The 19,270-nt window shown below is 47.0% G+C and carries 18 protein-coding genes and 1 tRNA gene; 11 read left to right on the forward strand and 8 right to left on the reverse strand.

Annotation, left to right across the window (positions count from 1 at the left end):
• Positions 1-59 precede the first annotated feature (59 nt).
• Positions 60-1,886 carry a R3H domain-containing nucleic acid-binding protein gene (locus OU814_RS01160; RefSeq protein ID WP_326498269.1) on the forward strand — a complete coding sequence of 609 codons (1,827 nt, stop codon included), beginning with the start codon at positions 60-62 and terminating at the stop codon, positions 1,884-1,886.
• 65 nt (positions 1,887-1,951) lie between these two features.
• On the opposite strand, the gene acs is transcribed toward OU814_RS01160, so the two are convergent.
• A complete protein-coding gene (gene acs / locus OU814_RS01165) occupies positions 1,952-3,919 on the reverse strand; it encodes an acetate--CoA ligase (RefSeq protein WP_268179810.1) in 1,968 nt (655 codons plus the stop codon).
• Positions 3,920-4,071: 152 nt separating this feature from the next.
• Here acs and OU814_RS01170 point away from each other — a divergent pair, with 152 nt between their 5' ends.
• Positions 4,072-5,304 carry a lipid-A-disaccharide synthase gene (locus OU814_RS01170; protein WP_268179811.1) on the forward strand — a complete coding sequence of 411 codons (1,233 nt, stop codon included), beginning with the start codon at positions 4,072-4,074 and terminating at the stop codon, positions 5,302-5,304.
• Here the strand turns inward: OU814_RS01170 and OU814_RS01175 are convergent.
• On the reverse strand, positions 5,290-5,499 hold the full coding sequence (locus OU814_RS01175; protein WP_017290946.1) for a hypothetical protein: 210 nt from the start codon (positions 5,497-5,499) through the stop codon (positions 5,290-5,292). The genes OU814_RS01170 and OU814_RS01175 overlap by 15 nt on opposite strands.
• Positions 5,500-5,525: 26 nt before the next feature.
• Positions 5,526-6,431 (reverse strand): pentapeptide repeat-containing protein, encoded by a 906-nt coding sequence (locus OU814_RS01180; RefSeq protein ID WP_268179812.1) that lies wholly within the window; start codon positions 6,429-6,431, stop codon positions 5,526-5,528.
• Between the two features lie 37 nt (positions 6,432-6,468).
• On the opposite strand from OU814_RS01180, the gene OU814_RS01185 reads away from it, so the two are divergent.
• From OU814_RS01185 to OU814_RS01200, 4 genes are all read left to right on the forward strand, one after another.
• Complete coding sequence (locus OU814_RS01185) at positions 6,469-7,395, forward strand: phosphodiester glycosidase family protein (protein WP_268179813.1); 927 nt, start codon at positions 6,469-6,471, stop codon at positions 7,393-7,395.
• Positions 7,396-7,499: 104 nt separating this feature from the next.
• A complete protein-coding gene (gene mug, locus OU814_RS01190; protein ID WP_268179814.1) occupies positions 7,500-8,054 on the forward strand; it encodes a G/U mismatch-specific DNA glycosylase in 555 nt (184 codons plus the stop codon).
• A gap of 130 nt (positions 8,055-8,184) precedes the next feature.
• Positions 8,185-8,772: a cytochrome b gene (locus tag OU814_RS01195; protein WP_017290942.1), complete on the forward strand. Its 588-nt coding sequence runs from the start codon at positions 8,185-8,187 to the stop codon at positions 8,770-8,772.
• Positions 8,769-9,467 carry an SGNH/GDSL hydrolase family protein gene (locus OU814_RS01200; protein WP_268179816.1) on the forward strand — a complete coding sequence of 233 codons (699 nt, stop codon included), beginning with the start codon at positions 8,769-8,771 and terminating at the stop codon, positions 9,465-9,467. Before OU814_RS01195 ends, OU814_RS01200 begins: the two co-directional genes overlap by 4 nt.
• On the opposite strand, the gene OU814_RS01205 is transcribed toward OU814_RS01200, so the two are convergent.
• Positions 9,464-9,646, reverse strand: a complete 183-nt coding sequence (locus OU814_RS01205) for a hypothetical protein (protein WP_017290940.1) — start codon at positions 9,644-9,646, stop codon at positions 9,464-9,466. The genes OU814_RS01200 and OU814_RS01205 overlap by 4 nt on opposite strands.
• Before the next feature lie 142 nt (positions 9,647-9,788).
• Between OU814_RS01205 and OU814_RS01210 the strand changes: the two genes are divergently transcribed.
• Positions 9,789-10,856: a glycosyltransferase family 2 protein gene (locus tag OU814_RS01210; protein WP_268179819.1), complete on the forward strand. Its 1,068-nt coding sequence runs from the start codon at positions 9,789-9,791 to the stop codon at positions 10,854-10,856.
• Between the two features lie 16 nt (positions 10,857-10,872).
• Here the strand turns inward: OU814_RS01210 and OU814_RS01215 are convergent.
• Together OU814_RS01215 and OU814_RS01220 are read right to left on the reverse strand one after the other, a co-directional pair.
• Positions 10,873-10,957 (reverse strand) — tRNA-Ser (locus OU814_RS01215).
• Positions 10,958-10,980: 23 nt separating this feature from the next.
• Positions 10,981-13,203 (reverse strand): ComEC/Rec2 family competence protein, encoded by a 2,223-nt coding sequence (locus tag OU814_RS01220; RefSeq protein ID WP_268179821.1) that lies wholly within the window; start codon positions 13,201-13,203, stop codon positions 10,981-10,983.
• Between the two features lie 223 nt (positions 13,204-13,426).
• On the opposite strand from OU814_RS01220, the gene OU814_RS01225 reads away from it, so the two are divergent.
• Positions 13,427-14,593: an ETX/MTX2 family pore-forming toxin gene (locus tag OU814_RS01225; protein WP_268179823.1), complete on the forward strand. Its 1,167-nt coding sequence runs from the start codon at positions 13,427-13,429 to the stop codon at positions 14,591-14,593.
• A gap of 205 nt (positions 14,594-14,798) precedes the next feature.
• On the opposite strand, the gene OU814_RS01230 is transcribed toward OU814_RS01225, so the two are convergent.
• Complete coding sequence (locus tag OU814_RS01230; RefSeq protein ID WP_268179825.1) at positions 14,799-15,275, reverse strand: DUF4079 domain-containing protein; 477 nt, start codon at positions 15,273-15,275, stop codon at positions 14,799-14,801.
• Positions 15,276-15,506: 231 nt separating this feature from the next.
• Between OU814_RS01230 and OU814_RS01235 the strand changes: the two genes are divergently transcribed.
• From OU814_RS01235 to OU814_RS01245, 3 genes are all read left to right on the forward strand, one after another.
• Complete coding sequence (locus OU814_RS01235; RefSeq protein WP_017290935.1) at positions 15,507-16,070, forward strand: DUF3727 domain-containing protein; 564 nt, start codon at positions 15,507-15,509, stop codon at positions 16,068-16,070.
• Between the two features lie 259 nt (positions 16,071-16,329).
• Positions 16,330-17,445 carry an endolytic transglycosylase MltG gene (gene mltG / locus OU814_RS01240; RefSeq protein WP_017290934.1) on the forward strand — a complete coding sequence of 372 codons (1,116 nt, stop codon included), beginning with the start codon at positions 16,330-16,332 and terminating at the stop codon, positions 17,443-17,445.
• A gap of 194 nt (positions 17,446-17,639) precedes the next feature.
• Positions 17,640-18,167: a YqeG family HAD IIIA-type phosphatase gene (locus OU814_RS01245; protein WP_268179828.1), complete on the forward strand. Its 528-nt coding sequence runs from the start codon at positions 17,640-17,642 to the stop codon at positions 18,165-18,167.
• 229 nt (positions 18,168-18,396) lie between these two features.
• Here the strand turns inward: OU814_RS01245 and ccmA are convergent, their stop codons facing one another.
• Positions 18,397-19,248: a heme ABC exporter ATP-binding protein CcmA gene (gene ccmA, locus OU814_RS01250; RefSeq protein ID WP_268179830.1), complete on the reverse strand. Its 852-nt coding sequence runs from the start codon at positions 19,246-19,248 to the stop codon at positions 18,397-18,399.
• Positions 19,249-19,270: the final 22 nt, after the last annotated feature.

Raw genomic sequence — 19,270 nt, forward strand, 5'->3', positions numbered from 1 at the left:
CGTACTCTAAACACCAGATAGGTCTTTTTTCCTATCGTTTTCTCCCATTCTTAGAACACATGGTAGAACAAAGTTTCGTCCCTTTCGAGTCCAATGCCAGTCAGTCTTCTGACCCCGTGACCATGACCGCTTCAGAACATAATCGGATGCAAACAACTGACGACTTAACCAAACTTTTAGACATTCTGCCGACTCACTTGCGCGATCGTTTAATCGAACATCCTGAACTCGATCGCTTAGTAGAAGTGGTGATGGATTTAGGACGATTCCCCGAAGCCCGTTTTCCAGGTAAAGCGGAATACCTCTCGGATACACCGATTACCAAAGAAGACCTTGCAGAAAGTACGCAAAAAGTCGGTGATTTTGGTGGGGACAACCGGGCAGGAATCGAGAAAACCTTGCACCGAATTAGCGCAATTCGCAATCGGCGCGGTGAAGTGATTGGCTTGACTTGCCGAGTTGGACGAGCCATCTTTGGCACGATCGGGATGATTCGCGATTTGGTCGAAAGTGGTCGATCGATTCTCATGTTGGGTCGTCCTGGGGTGGGTAAAACGACAGCACTGCGAGAAATTGCACGTGTGCTAGCCGATGAACTCGATAAGCGTGTCGTGATCATCGATACGTCGAATGAGATTGCGGGCGACGGAGATGTGCCGCATCCTGCAATTGGTCGAGCAAGACGCATGCAAGTTGCACGCCCTGAATTGCAGCACCAAGTTATGATCGAAGCAGTGGAAAACCACATGCCAGAAGTGATTGTGATCGATGAGATTGGAACTGAGCTAGAAGCTTTAGCCGCTCGAACGATCGCGGAACGCGGTGTGCAATTAGTCGGCACAGCACACGGGAACAAGCTGGAAAACTTGATTAAAAACCCGACGCTTTCGGATCTCGTCGGTGGGATTCAATCCGTAACCTTAGGGGATGAAGAAGCTCGCAGACGAGGGTCGCAAAAGAGTGTTCTAGAACGCAAAGCACCGCCGACATTTGATATTGCAGTCGAAATGGCTGAGCGGCAAAAGTGGGTTGTGCATGAAGAAGTTTCAGACACGATCGATTTGTTACTCCGAGGCAGACAGCCTAGTCCTCAGACTCGTGCAACCGATGATGAAGGCAACATCACCATCACGCATGAGGCTCCGCAACCAGAGCCGGGAAAGACCCGCTTAAAAGCGCTTCCTGATAGTGGTGGCTATTCTGACTCAATGCAGGCGCGCGGTTGGCGATCGACGGGTCGAATGAAAGCAGTTGCCAGTTCGACGAATGTTCGCACCTTAACGCCCGAACAGCAATCGTTTGAACGGATGCTGGATGAATCGTTAGGACGCACTTTTGATTCGATGGAATCGGAATCTTTTCCGGGTCCGAATGGAGAAGAATTGCCCCTGCATGTTTATCCGTATGGCGTGAGTCGGCAACAGCTCGATCAAGTGATTCGGACGTTGAATTTGCCGATTCATTTGACGAAGGATATGGAGGGAGCAGATGCGGTTTTAGCCCTGCGATCGCATGTGAAAAACCATGCAAAACTGCGTCATTTGGCGAAGACTCGTCAGATTCCGATTCATACTGTCAAATCGAACAATGTGCCTCAAATTGCGATCGCGCTGAGACGATTGTTGAACATGGAGGAGCCAGGTTTGCCGAGCGAAGCAGAATTGAGCCTGATTGTGCGCGGGGACAATGAGGACGAGATGGAAGCTTTAGAAGAAGCACGGCTAGCAGTCGAGCAGATTGTGATTCCGAAAGGGCAGCCTGTCGAGCTACTTCCGCGATCGTCTACGGTGCGGAAGATGCAGCATGAGTTGGTCGAGCATTATCGCTTGACTTCTAGAAGTTTTGGCGAGGAGCCAAATCGCAGGTTGCGGATTTATCCTGCATAGACTGTTTGATTGACGAAACGATCCGAACTCTGAGAAGTGACAGGCTCAGAGTTCGGATCGTTTTACTATGCACCTTCTCGAAGTTTCTCCAACACACTGCGATCTTCTAGCGTCGAAGTATCGCCTGAAATCTCAACGCCTGCCGCGAGATCTCGGAGCAATCGGCGCATGATTTTGCCCGATCGTGTTTTCGGCAAGGCATCTGCAAAGCGGATTTCACCGGGACGAGCGATCGCACCAATCTCACCGACGACATGCTTCTTCAACTCTTTCGCTAGGTCTTCGCTCGGCTGATAGGTTCCTTCTAGCGTCACAAAGGCGACAATGTCTTGTCCTTTAATTTCGTCAGGCTTGCCGACGACTGCGGCTTCTGCAACAGCCGGGTGAGAAACCAATGCAGATTCGACTTCCATTGTGCCTAAACGATGTCCGGCAACGTTGATCACATCATCAACGCGACCCATGACCCAGAAATAGCCATCTTCGTCTCGACGTGCGCCATCTCCAGCAAAGTAAATGTACTGGCCATCTTGGGGTGGAATGTGTTCCCAGTAGGTTTTGCGGAAGCGATCGGGGTCTTTATAAACCGTCCGCATCATGCCCGGCCAAGGATAACGAACGGCAAGATAGCCTCCTTCATTGACTCCAGCAGAATTGCCATCCAGATCGACGATATCTGCCAAAATTCCAGGGAAAGGCAAGGTGGCTGATCCGGGCTTGGTTGGAATTGCACCCGGTAGAGCCGTAATCATAATGCCGCCCGTTTCGGTTTGCCACCAGGTATCCACGATCGGGCATTTTTCCTTACCAATAATCGTGTGATACCACATCCAAGCTTCAGGATTGATCGGTTCTCCAACTGTTCCCAGTAAGCGCAGAGAAGAGAGGTCGCGCGAGTTGGGATGCTCATCGCCCATTTTGATAAAGGCACGAATCGCAGTCGGAGCGGTATAGAAAATAGAAACTTTATGCTTCTCGATCACATCCCAGAAGCAGCCCGGATTGGAGGCACGCGGCGCACCTTCATACATTACAGTCGTCGCACCGTTGGACAGAGGCCCATAAACAACATAGCTATGTCCTGTAATCCAACCTACGTCAGCCGTACACCAGTAGACATCATTCTCTTGCAGATCAAAGATCCACTGAGCCGTCATGTGAGCGTAGAGGTTATAACCGCCAGTGGTGTGAACCACGCCTTTTGGCTTGCCTGTACTGCCAGAGGTGTAGAGAATGAACAGCATATCTTCACTGTCCATCGGTTCAGCTGGGCAATCAGCGGAAGCGTCTTGGATCAAATCGTGCCACCAGAGATCGCGATCGCTCATGGCGATGTCTTGAGCGGTTCGCTTGACGACGACGACTTTCTCAACTGAAGTCGTGCCTTCTGCCAACGCTTTATCGACTTGGGGTTTGAGGGGCACGATCGCATCTTTGCGCCATCCGCCGTCAGCAGTGACGACAACTTTGACTTCGGCATCGACTAAGCGATCGCGTAAAGCCTCTGCACTAAATCCTCCAAATACAACCGAGTGAGGCGCACCGATGCGGGCACAAGCGAGCATCGCGATCGCGGCTTCGGGAACCATCGGCATGTAGATGCCAACCCCATCGCCTTTTTTCACGCCTAAACTTTTTAGAACATTGGCAAATTTACAAACTTCTTGATGGAGTTCTGCATAGGTTAACGTTTTAGAATCGCCCGGTTCTCCTTCCCAAACAATTGCGGGTTTGTTGCGGCGATCGCTGTCTAAATGACGATCGAGGCAATTGTAAGAAAGGTTAATTTTTCCATTAACAAACCACTTGGCGAAGGGTGGATTGCTCCAGTCGAGCACGGTGTCCCACTTTTGGAACCAGTGCAGTTCTTGTTCTGCCAATTCTGACCAAAATTTTAGAGGGTCAGCTTTAGCGCGATCGTAAAGCGATTTATACTCTTCCAGACTCTTGATGCGAGCTTGCGCGGAAAACTCCGCAGTCGGGGGAAAGAGGCGTTCTTCTTGTAGGATAGATTCGATCGTCGGTTGTGACATCGCAGTATTTCAAAGTAGCTGAGACAAATTGAGAGATTGATCCCTCATACAAAACGATACTGGCTTCTCGCAATGGATCGGTAAATTTGTGAATTTATTAAACTCTTTTTAGATTTTCTACGTCGATTTAATGGTGTTCTTCTAATTTTGCTATGGCTGTCGATATTTTGATTTTGTCGAATGCACCCGGAGAGTTGGCAACTTGGGTAAAGCCAGTTGTGCGAGAATTACGCGCTCAGCTTGGTGATGAACCGAGAATTTCTGTGATGCTCTCGCCTTGCCCGAATGCGAGTGGACAAGAAGCAGAGATCGCGCTGAGTTATCCGGAGGTCGATCGCGTTCAAGCCGCAGAACATTTTTTCTCGTTTCTCTTGTGGGGCAAGACGGCAGACGATTGGGATTGGCACGATCGAGGAGTTGTGATTTTTCTCGGTGGCGATCAGTTTTTCCCCGTTGTGATTGGCAAACGATTGGGATATCGAACCGTTATTTATGCGGAATGGGAAGCGCGCTGGCATCGCTGGATCGATCGCTTTGGGGTGATGAAATCAGAAATTCTCGATCGCGCTCCGGCTCAGTTCGCGCACAAAATCACGGTTGTCGGAGATTTGATGGCAGAAGTTCAAACCCAACAGGTTGCCAGTGCAACTGAAGAATTGATTGGCATTTTGCCTGGGTCGAAGCCTGCAAAATTAATGCAAGGTGTACCGTTGATGATCGCGATCGCAGATCAGATCAAACTCCATCGTCCTCAGACTCGATTTGTCATTCCCGTTGCACCGACTTTAGATTTACCGGATTTAGCCAAGTATGCTGATCCAAAACAGAATTCGCTTGTGCCCTTGCTAGGGAATGTTTCAGCTCAGTTAGTGGGCGATCGCTTAGAAACACCAAATGGTTTGTCAGTCGAGCTTTGGCAATCCAAAACTGAGCGAGTTCCGATGTATGAAGTACTCTCACAATGTTGCTTCTGTTTGACAACCGTGGGTGCAAATACTGCTGAACTCGGTTCTTTAGGGATTCCGATGGTGGTTATCGTTCCGACTCAGCAAATGGATGCAATGCGGGCTTGGGATGGCATTCCAGGATTGCTTGCCAATCTTCCTGGAGTGGGGGGATGGTTTGCGAAACAGATTAACTCCGCGATGTTAAAGCGGTTAGGATTACTCGCTTGGCCGAACATCTGGGCAAAAGAAATGATTGTTCCAGAGTTAGTCGGTGAGCTAGACCCCAAAGAAGTTGCTAAGTTTATGATTGATTATCTGGATCATCCAGAAAAATTAGCAGCAATGCGCGATCGCTTACGTCAAGTGCGCGGAGAACCTGGAGCCGCAAAGAAATTAGTTGAGATCGTGGCAGAGGAACTCAACCTAATTTCCGGGTAAAAGGCTCCACAGCGATCGCACAATTTGCTCGACTTCAGCAAGAATTTTGTCGGAGCCGATTCCAAAAAATTGTAGAGCAAACACGATCGCAGCAATCAAAAGTGCAGTTTTTAGCGTTGCTTTGAGAACCCGTACTAGCCAGAGAAAGACTAAAACGGTGATGACGATTGAGCCGATTAGCAGAAAGAGATTCATGATGCTGAGCGGAAATTGAGCAAATCTTACTTTAGCGCACTGGCTCCAATGGATTTAGAAAAATCAGTATTTCGTAAATCCGCGTATGCAAAGCGCGCATGTGTTAATTCTGCACCTCGGAATGATGTGCCGATCGCATGTTGTAATTCATACACAATCCAATTGAGTGATACAAACGTCAATCCTAAATACATCAATGTAATGATACTAAAGACAATGCCAAGCGAAAAGTTTGAATTACCAAAATAAGCATTTGCGATCGTACTCCAGAAAAATGTCGCAACATGGCTTGCGATCGCGCCTAACAGACTCACACCCACTTTGAAGCTCGTTCGATACTGAAAGCGCGACAAAAATAACATCATTACACTGGTCAGGACAGTCAGCCCTACTGCAATCTGGATATGATGTTCATCCAAAGACAACAACAGTTGATGCAGCCATTCTGAAGTACTTGGGATGAATACATTCGGTGGAAAGATCAGAGTTTGAATCAGACCCGGATAAAAGAATCCCACTCCAAATCCCACGATCGCGCTAACCAGTACCGCTGTTACGCTCGTTAAAAAATCTCCTAGCTCTGATTTTCGATTGACAGCCGCGATCGCAGAACTGACTCCCGCTAAACTTGTAGCAGCATAGAAAATCGGAACATAAATCGTCCGCGAATCCAGAGGAGATTGTCCGATCGTATTAAAGAGCAATCGCACCATCACATCGCCTACAAATAGCGAAACGAAGATGACGAAGCCACCTAGATAAAATCTTTGCCGCAGCGATAGCCCTGCTTTTGTATCTGAGAAATCTGCTCCACTCAAGATCGCGCCTGTGAAATCGCACCCCCGAATATCTGCGCCTCGGAAATTCATGAATGCCAAATTCTTCCTGCGAAATGAGCGATTCCGGAGATCGTGATTAATATAGTGAGTCATAGGGCGTGAAGAATGACGCACATCTAATTTAATCGGTATGACACAGCGCGATCGCTATAATTTCGGAAAAATTCTTAGCGTTTTTATTCTTTTACTCCTGACGATTCCAATTTTGATCTATGGAGTGCGGCAAAATTCTCGCCCACCGCGGATCGATGAAACGCGATCGCTCTTTCCTGGAATTGCCTACGAACGGCAAGCGCTGTCCAGTCCGCGCCCGATCATGGTGCACAAAATCTCGATCGATCTGACGACTCCAGGCATTCGTCCTTTTGTTAATCCAGGCATTACTTCTAATGATGCAAAAAATTCTCCTAGAAATCGCGAAACAATCGCACGAACCGTAACAGAATTCGTTGACGAATTTGATCTTCAACTTGGGATCAATGCAAATTTCTTCCATCCATTTCGCGAAGAAACTCCTTGGGATTTTTATCCTCATGCAGGGGATGTGGTGAATGCTTTAGGACAAGTGACCTCTAACGGAAAAACCTATTCGGCTGCTGAAGAAGGTTGGTCTGCAATCTGCTTCTTGGCTAAAAATCGAGTTGTAATCGATGAGAAAGGAATTTGTCCAGCAGGCACAGAACAAGCGGTTGCGGGCAATGATCTGCTAGTCAAGAAGGGTCAGCCTTTAGCACCCCCAGATTACGAAGCTGTGAAAGATAAGCCTTATCCTCGGACAGTCATTGCGATCGACAAAACTGGAAAAAAACTCTGGCTTGTCCTGATCGATGGCAAACAGTTCCAATACAGCGAAGGAATGACCCTAGCCGAGACATCCGCTTATCTACAAAAACTAGGTGCAGAAACCGCACTGAATTTAGACGGCGGCGGCTCTGTCACGATCGCAGCCCAAACTCCCAAAGGTGCAAAAGTTCTCAACGCCCCCATTCAAACGCGCATTCCCCGACGCGAACGCCCTGTTGCAGTTCAGCTCGGCTTTTTTGCCCAAAGATCCTGAACTCCCCACTCCCCACATGCCAAAAATTGCTGCTAAATTGGGATCTCAATCGCCATCATTCTCCAGATTGAACTTAAATTTTTGCCCAAAGCCCTACCTTCACTGTGATTCACAAGCCCACGAAAGCAGAAATCGCTGCTGCATATCGTCAAACTCTTCCTGATGTCATCGCGCCCGATTTGAACATTCTCTTTAGCGGAATCAATCCCAGTCTTTACAGTGCAGCTGTTGGACATCATTTTGCCCGCCCTGGAAATCGATTCTGGAAGGCAATTCATTTAGCTGGGTTTACAGAGCGATTGTTGTCCCCGTTTGAAGATCGGACGTTACTCGATCGCGGATTCGGTCTAACGAATTTGGCGGAACCTGCCACCGCAAGAGCCGATGAACTGACTTCTGAAGATTTCATTGCAGGTCATGAGAAACTTGCCCAAAAGCTCCAGCAATACAAACCAAAGTATTTAGCGGTTTTAGGTGTGAGTGCATATCGGATCGCATTTAATCAGCCAAAAGCTCAGATGGGACGACAACCAGAGCCTTTGTTTGACACCACAATTTGGGTCTTGCCGAATCCCAGTGGACTCAACGCGCACTATCAAGTCGATGGGCTGGCGCAGATGTACAAACTTTTACATATGGCAGCCCTAAATCAATTGTGATCTGGGGTGTGAGATGGTGTTGCCTGACTAGCCCCCACTCTCCACTCTTTTTAGCCTCTGAAACTCAAACAGATTGCTACCTTTTCGTAACACAATCTTAATATCTGTCATCTAAGCTTTATGAAGTTTTATGATGAAGGTGGCAGCTATGGCATTAGCCCAATCGTTCAAGCCTAGATTGAATAACGCTTTCAAGCAGTTGATGTCTGTTCACTGGTGGATGAGTGGTGCGTATCTTGTCTTGTTTGTGACGGGCACATTTATGTCACAACTCGATCGTTCTGTGGCTTATCGAGGTTCACTTTACGATTTTCATAAATCGATCGGTGTTATATCGATGGCATTGCTGACTTGGCGAATCTTTCTACTGCTGCAAGTTTGGTGGAAGAAATACACCAAGCGATCGCCCAAATTTACAACTGCTTGGTTTAAGACAGTTGCACTCCATAGCAGTTTATATCTGTTGATGTGGGCAGTTCCGATCGCTGGATTTTTGCTGTCAAATTCATTTCGCCCGAACAACGTAAAATTCTTTGGGATTGTTCTTCCTGATCTCTTTCCGCAGAATGAAGCGATGGTAGAGATTGGTCGAAGTGCGCATTTCTGGCTGGCTTACACGTTCTTAGCGTTGATTGTTCTGCATCTGGTTGCACAATGGAAAGTCGTGCGTGCAAATTGGCGACGATTGAGCAACTTACTAAAACCCAGAACCGCATGAAGAAACTGATTGGGAGTACGGCATTATTTTTACTTGTGGGCTGTACTCCGGTTTCGCAAGTCGATGGCGCGCAGTCAGGCATTCGCATCATGCCGCTGGGAGATTCGATTACTCAAGGCGATCGCAATCACAATAGCTATCGGCGATCGCTCTGGCTGAAACTGCGGCAAGCTGGATATGACATCAATTTTGTCGGTTCAACGCGATCTCACTATCTGGGCAATCCGCCAAATTCTGATTTTGACCTTGATCATGAGGGACATTGGGGTTGGCAAGCCGATGAGGTTTTAGCGCAAATTGATGGCTGGACAGAACAAGCTAATCCTGACATTGTGCTGATTCATTTAGGCACGAATGACATTCTGAGAGGACAGAGTTTTGCAAGTACGATCGCGGAATTACGATCGCTGATTCAAACAATGCGAAAACGCAATCCTAATCTGAAAATTCTGCTGGCTCAATTGATTCCTTCTCAAGGAGGAGAAACACTGACGCAGCAATTTAATCAGCAGATTTTTGTGCTAGCTCGATCGCTAAATTCCAACACTAGCCCGGTCATTTTGGTCGATCAATTTAGTGGATTTAATGTCAGTCAAGATACTTACGATGGCTTGCATCCAAACGAATCAGGCGAACAGAAAATGGCAAGTCGTTGGTTTCAAGCCTTACAGACTGTAATCTCGAAAAAGCCCTAGCGATTCCAGGCATCTCTGAAGAGAACATGTCCTAAAACGAACAATGTAATGCCTACACCTAGAAATAGAAATTGTAGAAAACTTCCGACTCGAAAGCTTAAGCCAACGGGAATAAAAGCCGAGCCGAGCATCCATAATACGTAGGTAAAACTGCGGCGTGTTCGCGATTCATAATCCATAGGTTTATACCCCAATTTAGTGATTCGATTGTGAACATTTCGCTGATTTTCTGCCTCTCCCTTCTGTTAGAAATGCAAGCTTGATTTTTTGTTCCTCGTCCATAAGAATGATCAACAGAATGCTGAATTGTGGAGAAATGGCATGGCTTCTGAACCACTCGTTTCCGTTGTAATTGCCGCTTACAACGCAGAAGCATTCATCTCAGACACAATCAAATCTCTGCAAGCACAGACCTATCGAAACTTTGAAGCCATCATTGTCGATGATGGTTCACAGGATCGCACCGCAGAAATTGTGCGATCGTTTGCTCGAAATGACGATCGCATTAAACTGATTCAGCAACCTAATGCTGGAGTTCCAACGGCTCGCAATCTTGCCATTCAGCATTCTTCTGGCGAATATATTGCTCCAATTGATGCTGATGACATTTGGTATCCAGAACGCTTAGCAAAGCATGTTCACTGCTTAGAAACGGCTGATGCGACTGTGGGACTGGTTTACTCTTGGTCGGTTTATCTCAACGAAAAAGGCGAAATCAAAGGCTATTCTCCGTTTGGACAGCTTGGAGCCGTTGAAGGGAATGTGCTTCCGATGCTGGTGTTTTATAACTTTCTCGATAATGCGTGTTCGACGACCTTTCGGCGAGAATGTCTCGATCGAGTCGGTTACTATAATTGTGAATTTGAAACCTGTGAAGATTGGGATCTCTATCTGCGGATTGCAGAATCCTATCAGTTTCGGATTGTGCCAGAGTATCTGATTGGCTATCGGCAATACAGTGGCAGCATGTCTACAAAATGCGTCACGATGTCGAAATTTTATGAATTGATCATGTCTCGCGTTTATCAACGCCACCCAGAATTGCCTCAATATGTGCGGCATTGGGCAAATACAGCGTTCTATAACAATCTGTTGAGTAAGAGCTATTTAGCAGGGGATTATCGATTGATGTTTCGCTGGATGTTTTGCAGCTTGAGAAATGATTATGCGCTGTTGCTGCGTCCAGGAATTTATAAAGTGACTTTGATCGCGATCGTGAAAACGCTGCTCAAACCCTTCTTGATGTCATCAAAATCGACTGCGATCGGGTCTCGAAGTGCCATTGATCAGAATCAGCCCGATTCATCTCCTGAACCGAATTTTTGGAAACCTTATGATCTCGTAATCCAACGCCGCTGGCAGCACGTACTCAAAACGACTCAGATTTAACATCAAACTTTAGGGACGGAGAGGGGGGGATTCGAACCCCCGTTGAGTTGCCCCAAAACGCATTTCGAGTGCGCCGCATTCAACCACTCTGCCACCTCTCCCGATGACATGCCTACCTAATATACTACAGGAACGAACCGTCTGACTCATCAACTTCTAAACTTGTTTGAAACCCTTGATTTTTCGTCCATTGCAGCGCTCCATCTGCCTCGGTTTGATAAATCTGGACACGATTTTGCTGCAACTGCGTCAGGGTTTCGGGATGAATGGTTTTAGAATAAGCGATCGCGGTTTTCGGCTGCAATTTCTCAATCAGCTTAGGGTGCAATTGCCGCCCAGACCACCAAAGAATTTCATTTCCGACTAATGCACTTCCCAATGCCTGGGACTGCGAAACGTTCGGCGCATCTCTGAGCCATAACCATCGCTGCTGCGCGATCGCAATCTGCACGATCGTTGGTTCAACGCTTAAGAATTGCATCTTGATCGTCCCAGATTCAATCTTCTGCCCAGGCGTAATGGAGACATACTTGCCACTGCGCTGCGCTAATTGCTCGACCACGTTCAACGAAATCACCTGCTGCTTTTTCCCAGAAAAATCATAGAGTGCGCGAATCGGCATCGCTTCTAAAAGCGCCTTCCAACCGTCTGACATCGAGGGAGAAGCCGCGATCGCCCAATCGATGTGATTGATGCCTTCTTTGCGCAAAAACGGCAAAACTGTGAATTTTACGGCTTCGGCTTGACCGCTATTGATGAGTCCCACTCGTCCGTGATCTTGCACTACGATTACAGGCTTTGCACCCGCAGAAAGCGCCGTAATTTGAAGTAAGTTCGATCGCGTATACCAAGCTGGAATAAACACTAAATTCATTCCAACTAGCAAAAAAGCCCACCATTGCCGCCGAAACTTAGGAAACAACCAAGGCGTACAAATCAGCGCATATAAAGTAATCAGCAACCCGGTCGAGATGGTTCCAACGGCAATCGAGTTTCCGGGCAGTTGGCAGAAAAACTTGACTAGCTCAATCAACCAGTGAGTTGGATAGTAGAGAATTGGAGACGCGAACTTCGTGATCGCTGGAAGCACAAAGCTCACCCCCGCGCTGACAATCCCACCCAAACTAATAAACGAGATCAATACAGTGGTGAGCAGATTCGCCAGAATGCAGTACGGCGAAACGATTCCGAATGAAAAAAGCTGAAGTGGCAGCGTCCAAAGTAAAGCCGAAATTGGAACTGCGATCGCGGGAACAATCACTGTCGGCAACCAATCTAATCGTTTTGACAAGGCTGGAACTGTAATCAATAAACCTAACGTGGCGAGAAAGCTAAATTGAAAACTTAAACTCCAGATCCATAATGGATTCCAGATTAATAAAATGATTGCAACGATTAATAGCGATTGTAATGGCTTAACTTTTCTCTCAAACGCTAAACTAATCAAGATTGCAAATCCCATCAAAACTGCTCGCATCACTGAAGGTTGCAGTCCTGTTAATCCCGCAAAACAGATCAAACCTGCTCCGCAACAGCTAATTTGTATCACTTTCGGCAATCGTCGCGTCAAAGCGAGTAACACACCTAAAATTAGCGTCACTTGAAATCCAGATGCAGCAAGCGCGTGAGAAAGCCCAATTTTAGAAAAAGCTTCTTTGACATCAAAAGGAATATCGACAACTTGTCCGCCAATCACCATTGCAGCAACAATCGCACCTTCTGCTTGTCCAAGTTGTTCAGTTTGCGATCGCACAATCTGTTTCTGCACCATCCACCAACCCCATTCTGGTTTCTGATTCAGATCAAGTAATCGAATCGATTTGCCACTCAATCCTGCAAAACTACCTTCTTGTGCCAAGTACTTCTGAAAATCAAATCCACCCGGATTCATCTTGGGCTTTGGTTTGTAGAGATTGCCCGTAATGGCGATCGCTTGTCCTGGAAATAAGTCTTTTCCTTCGATTTCCGGCAATGTGACATAAAGCTTCCCCTCTGCTTTCTGCTCCCCGACTGCTGCTACATCGAACCAGACTTGTAACTTCCCACTCTGCGTCAGTTTCGGCAATGCTGCTACTTTTCCAGAGACAGTAACTTCCTGCTTTTCTTTGGGAATAAAGCGACTAACATCAATCTGATTCGGCTGAGGTGTCCGAAACTGGAGATAAATCCCTGCAAGTAAGCCGACGCATCCAGCGATCGCAAAAATTCGCGCATACTTTCGGCTCTTTTTCAGCGCAACGATCGCACTGATGACTCCGCAGCCCAATACGATCGCTCCTCCCATCGGAATTGCTGTAAGCAACAATCCCACAATGTAAGCCAAGCCCCAAACCACCACAGGCTGCATATTTCCTCTCTATCCGTTACCATGCTCCCTAGAATTCCCAACTCCCCTACGCACAAACTGATCTGCCCTCTCTTCCAAGCAGATGCACGCTTCTCAATCTTTTCCAACAGATTTGTACGCCACTGCATAATCGTGAAAACCGCAACGTGTCATTGATTAGCGCGATGAGCTACTCAACTCAAACTCGCCATCATCCAACTTCATCATTCAGGAAAATGACACCATGCCTCAAATCACGACCACCATCTCAGAAGAAACGGTCAAAGAGCTTAATGCTCGACTCAGTGCTAAAAATAGCCCCTATCAAATTTTGGTTCAGCAATATCCAGGTATCGAATATAGCACTGACATGCAAGTTGAAACCCCAATTCAACAGCCTCAGCCCTTTATCGTTGGCGAAGTGATTCATACGAACGATTCTGCAATCAATCAAAGCTTTACCGATGTGGTCAGCCAATCGTATGAAGTGGCTCAAACCTTCTCAATTACCGCAGGCTTGAAGTCTAGCTTTTCTATCAAAGGAAAGACTGATTTTTTGATATTAGGCGCAGAAACAACAGCCTCAGTTGAACTGTCCCTCACGGCTGGATTCACTCACAGTACAAAAGAGACTATCACTCTCCAAAAAAGCATTCCGCTAATCGCTCCGCCCCATAGCAAAGTGACGATGCAAGTGATTGGACAAATCTCGAAGGTTAGTAATGTCCCCTTCACGATTGATGTCACAGTTGGCAATGGCAATTGGAAGATTTACACCACTGACATGTTGCCCGTCTATCGAAAATTTGCCAGAGGGAATCATTTCTATACGACGACTCCGCAAGAAGGAGAAGTGCATGGCTATGTGAATGAAGGAATTTTGGGCTTCGTTTATGTGACTCAGCAACCAGGAACAGTTCCGGTCTATCGCAAATTTGGCGGTGGCGATCACTTCTACACGACTAATCTACAAGAAGGTAAGGATCAAGGCTATCAAGATGAGGGCATTTTAGGCTACGTTTACCCCAAACAAGTAGATAAAACGATTCCGGTCTATCGCAAATACAATGGGAAAGACCATTTCTACACGACTAATCTACAAGAAGGTAAGGATCAAGGCTATCAAGATGAGGGCATTTTAGGCTACATCTATCCGCAGACTGGACTCAATCAATCCCTAGATAGCATCTTGTCTGAAAGCGATCGTACTTTTCGTTCAACGGGCATCTTCAATGGAACGCTGATCAATCAGAAAACTGAAATTGCTATCAAGCAAGAAGAGCGCCCCCCTGTAAAAATTCCAGCCCATGCGGCAATCTCATCTCAAGGCAATTCTCTGGTTTCGACGGAAAGGACACCAGCTGCTTTGCTATCTACCTCAAACATCATTGAGGTGAGTCGAGTCAGGTAATTCTGAAAATCTAGTTGTTAACCGCATGAATTTTGCGAAGTGGGGATTTGCGAAGTGGGGAGATGGGGAGAAGCCAGATTTAGATTGATCTCTATCTCCCTATTCGATTGATTGTGGGCAATGACTAGCGATGTCAAGCATGTGCGATTTGAGCTAAAAAAGCGGGATAGAATCACCCCGCTTTTTCTCATGATTTGGGCGTGAGTTAAATGGACAGACCCAACTTCAGTCCAAACACTCCATGCAGAATCAAAATTCCTGCGATCGCAGTTCCTAAATAAGCATGGAACAAGCGTAATCCAGGTTTGTTGCCTGCAAAATTGAACAACGAAATTGCGCCATTCAAATACAGCAGCGCTAACACCGCATTCGCCGTCCAAAAATGCGGACTCTCCAAAATGGGCTTGTGCTGCATCACCAGCGATAGCACGCCGCCTGTGTATCCCATTGTCAAAAACACCACGACCCAAGGCATAATCTTGCGATGATCTGCCCGACTCTTCTCGGCGACTTCCTTATCTTGCGCGATTCGGCTCTGCCAGCCCGCCCAAGCACCATAGCCTCCCATCACCAACACCACAATACTCATCATGGCTGGATGACCCCAATGCACGATCGGTTCCGGCACATTCAGCGATCGAAAAAACGCAGCGATCGGCTCTAGCATCTCCGTCAAGCTCATTTCTCGCTCTCCCGTAAAGAAATATGAACATATTGTACGGAAAGTAACGACACGAAATGAATAAATTCTTCAGCAAAGTGTCAGGGTAAGCAGATTAAAGAATCAATCCGCCTCGCACCCTTGTACCTGAAACAAAGTGCCCATTCTACGAGATACTTTTGTGAGGGCAAACGCGATTTATCCCGCCGAGTCCGCAATTCGTTTAATAAAGAGAGAGATAGAGAGAGTCCAATGGACGAAGACAGCATGGAAAACATGGATGCTCCCACCGTAACCCTGACGGATGACGCAGGCTTAACGCTGACCTGCTATGTCGAGCATTCTTTAGACGTGGAAGACCAAGAATACGTGCTGCTGCTTCCCGTTGACTCGCCGATCGAGATTTTCGCTTGGCAAGAAAATGGCGAAGAAGATGAAGCCGTATTAGTCGAAGATCAGGAAACTATAAACCTCGTTTTTCCGATCGCCAAAGCTGTTCTAGAAGAACAGAATCTAGCGCTCAAGCAAACCGCAGTTGTTTTAACGGTTGAAGGCGACTTGCCAGATCTCGACGACGAAGAAAGCTGGGAAGGCGTGGAATCTGACGGTGAGGATGACCAAGAAGAACTGCAACTCCTCGCGAGCTTCTGGCATGAAGAACAAGAATATGCCATTTATACCCCGCTCGATCCCTACTTCATCTTGGCGCGGCTGGATGACAACGGAAATCCGCATCTCCTTTCCCAAGAAGAACTGAAAAAAATCGAGCCAATGCTACCCATGATCGAAGATCAGCTATTCGATGAAATGGAGTAATTACCCGGACAGTTGGGAACGGGGGATTGATTTGATCCGAATCATCCCCGCCCACTTTCTGAAGTTAAGAAAAAAGTTTTTCCTGATCTGAAATAAAGGCTAAAATTACTGATTGGGTTTGATCCCCCGGCATCAAATTTGTTAAAAATCTTGCTATAAAACTTTATTCAAAGCGGTTGACAGGTTGACAAACTGAATTAATATTTGTTCTGAACGAAGGCATCAGCTGCAGTTCTCCGCATCTCACATTCATTTACTGATGAAAATCGCTAAAAGCTTTGCAAGATTTTCGTTTTTCCTAGCTCTCGTCGGGGTTGCACTTGGACTCTCTGCATGGCGCGCTCAAGCCTGGTGGAGTTTTGCGAGTTCGCCTATGACCCCGCAAGCGACAGCAGACCAAGGAAAACGAATCCTGATCCAAATTCCCCAAGGAACTTCGGCTCAACAAATTGGACAAGAACTCGAAGCTGCTGGGCTGATTCGTTCAGCGAAGGCTTGGGATGTTCTGGCACGCTGGATGATGTGGCAAGACCCAGATGGCGGATTCCAGGCTGGAAATTACGAACTCTCGACCGGAGATTCTCTGCAATCGATCGCGAACACGATCTGGAACGGGCAAGTTGCACAGCGCAGCTTCACCATTCCTGAGGGTTGGTCGATGAAGCAGATGGCAAATTATTTTGAGAAACAAGGCTATTTCAAAGCGAAAGACTTTCTAGCAGCCGCGAGCGAAATCCCGAATTCTGATTATCCTTGGCTGCCTGCGAATCTGCCATTTCTGGAAGGATTTTTGTATCCAGATACCTATCAGATCGAAGCGGGGAGCGCGATTACCCCAAAACAAGTGATTCGCCAAATGCTGAATCGCTTTGAGCAAGTGGCGCTACCGCTCTACAACAAAAACCGAGCCAATACTAATTTGTCTCTGCTGCAATGGGTCACGCTCGCTAGCATTGTTGAGAAAGAAGCCGTGATTCCGTCTGAGCGGGGAATTATTTCTGGAGTCTTTCACAATCGGTTGAAGAAGAATATGACCTTAGGCTCAGACCCCACGGTAGAGTATGCGCTTGGTGTTCAACAAACGCCTGAAAATCCGCTGACCTACGCTCAAGTTGCGACTCCTTCTCCGTATAATACTTACGTCACGCCAGGCTTGCCTCCGACCCCGATCGCGGCTCCTGGGGTTGCAAGTTTAAAGGCAACCTTAAATCCTGAAGCGACCGACTATCTCTATTTCGTGGCGCGATACGATGGATCACATGTGTTTAGTCGAACGTTAGCAGAGCATGAATCTGCGCAGGGTAAGATCCGCGATCGCGTCGATGCCCAAGCGCAGAAAGAACAGCAAAAAACTCCGCAAAAAACGGGAAATTAACGCAGCTTCACAATTCGATCCGTGGTCTTCAGGTATGAGATTATAGCTGCAACGTTCTAGACTAGAACCTAGAGCGTTGTTTAATAAACTGACAAAATGCGCAAGAATGTAATTGATTCTACGAATTGCAGCACTTACGCGAGTCGTCAGTATTTTTTCACTTTGTTCTGTCCAATCTCACCCGATAACCTGCTATGACTTGGGGCAAACTCCTTCAACCCGATCTTCTTCTCGATACCACGATTTTAGGTTTGACACCTGAAATGCTATCTGAGCGCAATTTGCGTGGTCTTGTGTTAGATGTCGATGAGACGCTGGTTCCAATTACGACCGCGCAGATTTCAACCGAGTTATTGCCTTGGGTTGAGCAGGTGCGCCAAGTGACAGAGATTTGGCTTGCAAGTAACAATATTAGCGAGAATCGCATTAAGCGCATTGCGGATATTTTGGGCGTTCCTTATATTATCGGAGCAGGCAAGCCTTCTCGACGTAAGCTGAGACGAGCTGTAGAAGCGATGAATTTGCCACCGGAGCAGGTGGGCATGGTAGGCGATCGCTTATTTACAGATGTGTTAGCAGGCAATCGGTTGGGAATGTGTACGATCTTGGTACAGCCGATGGTCGATCCGGCGGCTGAAGTGGCGCGAAAATATCCAGTTCATGCGCTCGAAGTTTGGCTCTCTCAAGCCTTAGGTGCGACTTTGACTCCTTACAAGCCGTAAATCTGTAGAAAAGATTATGAAACTCGAGGGTCAAGAAAATTGCTGGCATTCTAGATAAAGATCAAATGGAGCCAGCCAATTTAAAGGCTCTAAAGTATAAATCTCAGTGAATACTAGCGAAGTGCCGTTCCGAAAGGAGTCGGCACTTCGTTTATGTGAGGCTTTTCAATTGACAGAATTTGCTAGCAGGATGCAAGGGCTGAGCTAAGCCCAATTTGTTTGGAGATTGCTAATCTAGATTTCGCCCGGTCAACTCTACAAAAATATCTTCTAGATTCGATGGGCGCACCATCATGCCTGTTTTATCGGGCTGTTGATCCAAAAAATGATTCGCATCTTCGACGGTTGGAAAAAACTTGTAATCCCAAGAATCGCTTGCCTGCTTCATCACAATGCCTTTGCCATGCTGCTGCCGCAATTCTTCTAACGTGCCGAGTGAAATCAGTTTGCCGCTGTCCATGATGCCAATGCGATCGCACAAATATTCCACTTCATCCATGTAGTGCGTGGTCAGGAGGATGGTCATTCCTTGCTTGTTCAAATCGCGAATAATTTCCCACAAGCGGCGACGCGTTTGTGGATCAAGTCCAACGGTCGGTTCATCCAGGAAAAGAATTTCAGGTCGATGTAATAAGGCGCGTGCAATTTGGAGACGGCGCTTCATCCCGCCAGAAAGCGTCTTCGCAGGGTCATTTCTGCGATCGTTGAGTTCCACATATTCCAATGCCTGATCAATCTCTTGCTGGCGGACTGGATTGGGAATGTGATGTAAGCGCCCGTGGTATTCCATGTTTTCCCAGACAGTCAGATCGCTGTCGATGCTGATTTGCTGAAGGACGACTCCAATGCGGGACTTTACAAGCGATCGCTGACGAGCCACATCATATCCAGCAACTTGAATCTGGCCATCTGAAGGCTTGGTCAACGTGGTTAACATCCGAATTGTGGTTGATTTTCCTGCACCGTTCGGTCCGAGCAATCCAAACATCTCTCCTGCTTGAATTTCAAACGAAAGCCCATTCACGACTGGAACTTTGTTGTAAAGCTTATGCACATTTTGAAGCGAGACAGCAGCAATCATTGATCTTAGCGTTTTAGAAATA

It is taken from the genome of Leptolyngbya sp. GGD, from assembly GCF_026735145.1.
Classification (GTDB): domain Bacteria; phylum Cyanobacteriota; class Cyanobacteriia; order Leptolyngbyales; family Leptolyngbyaceae; genus Leptolyngbya; species Leptolyngbya boryana.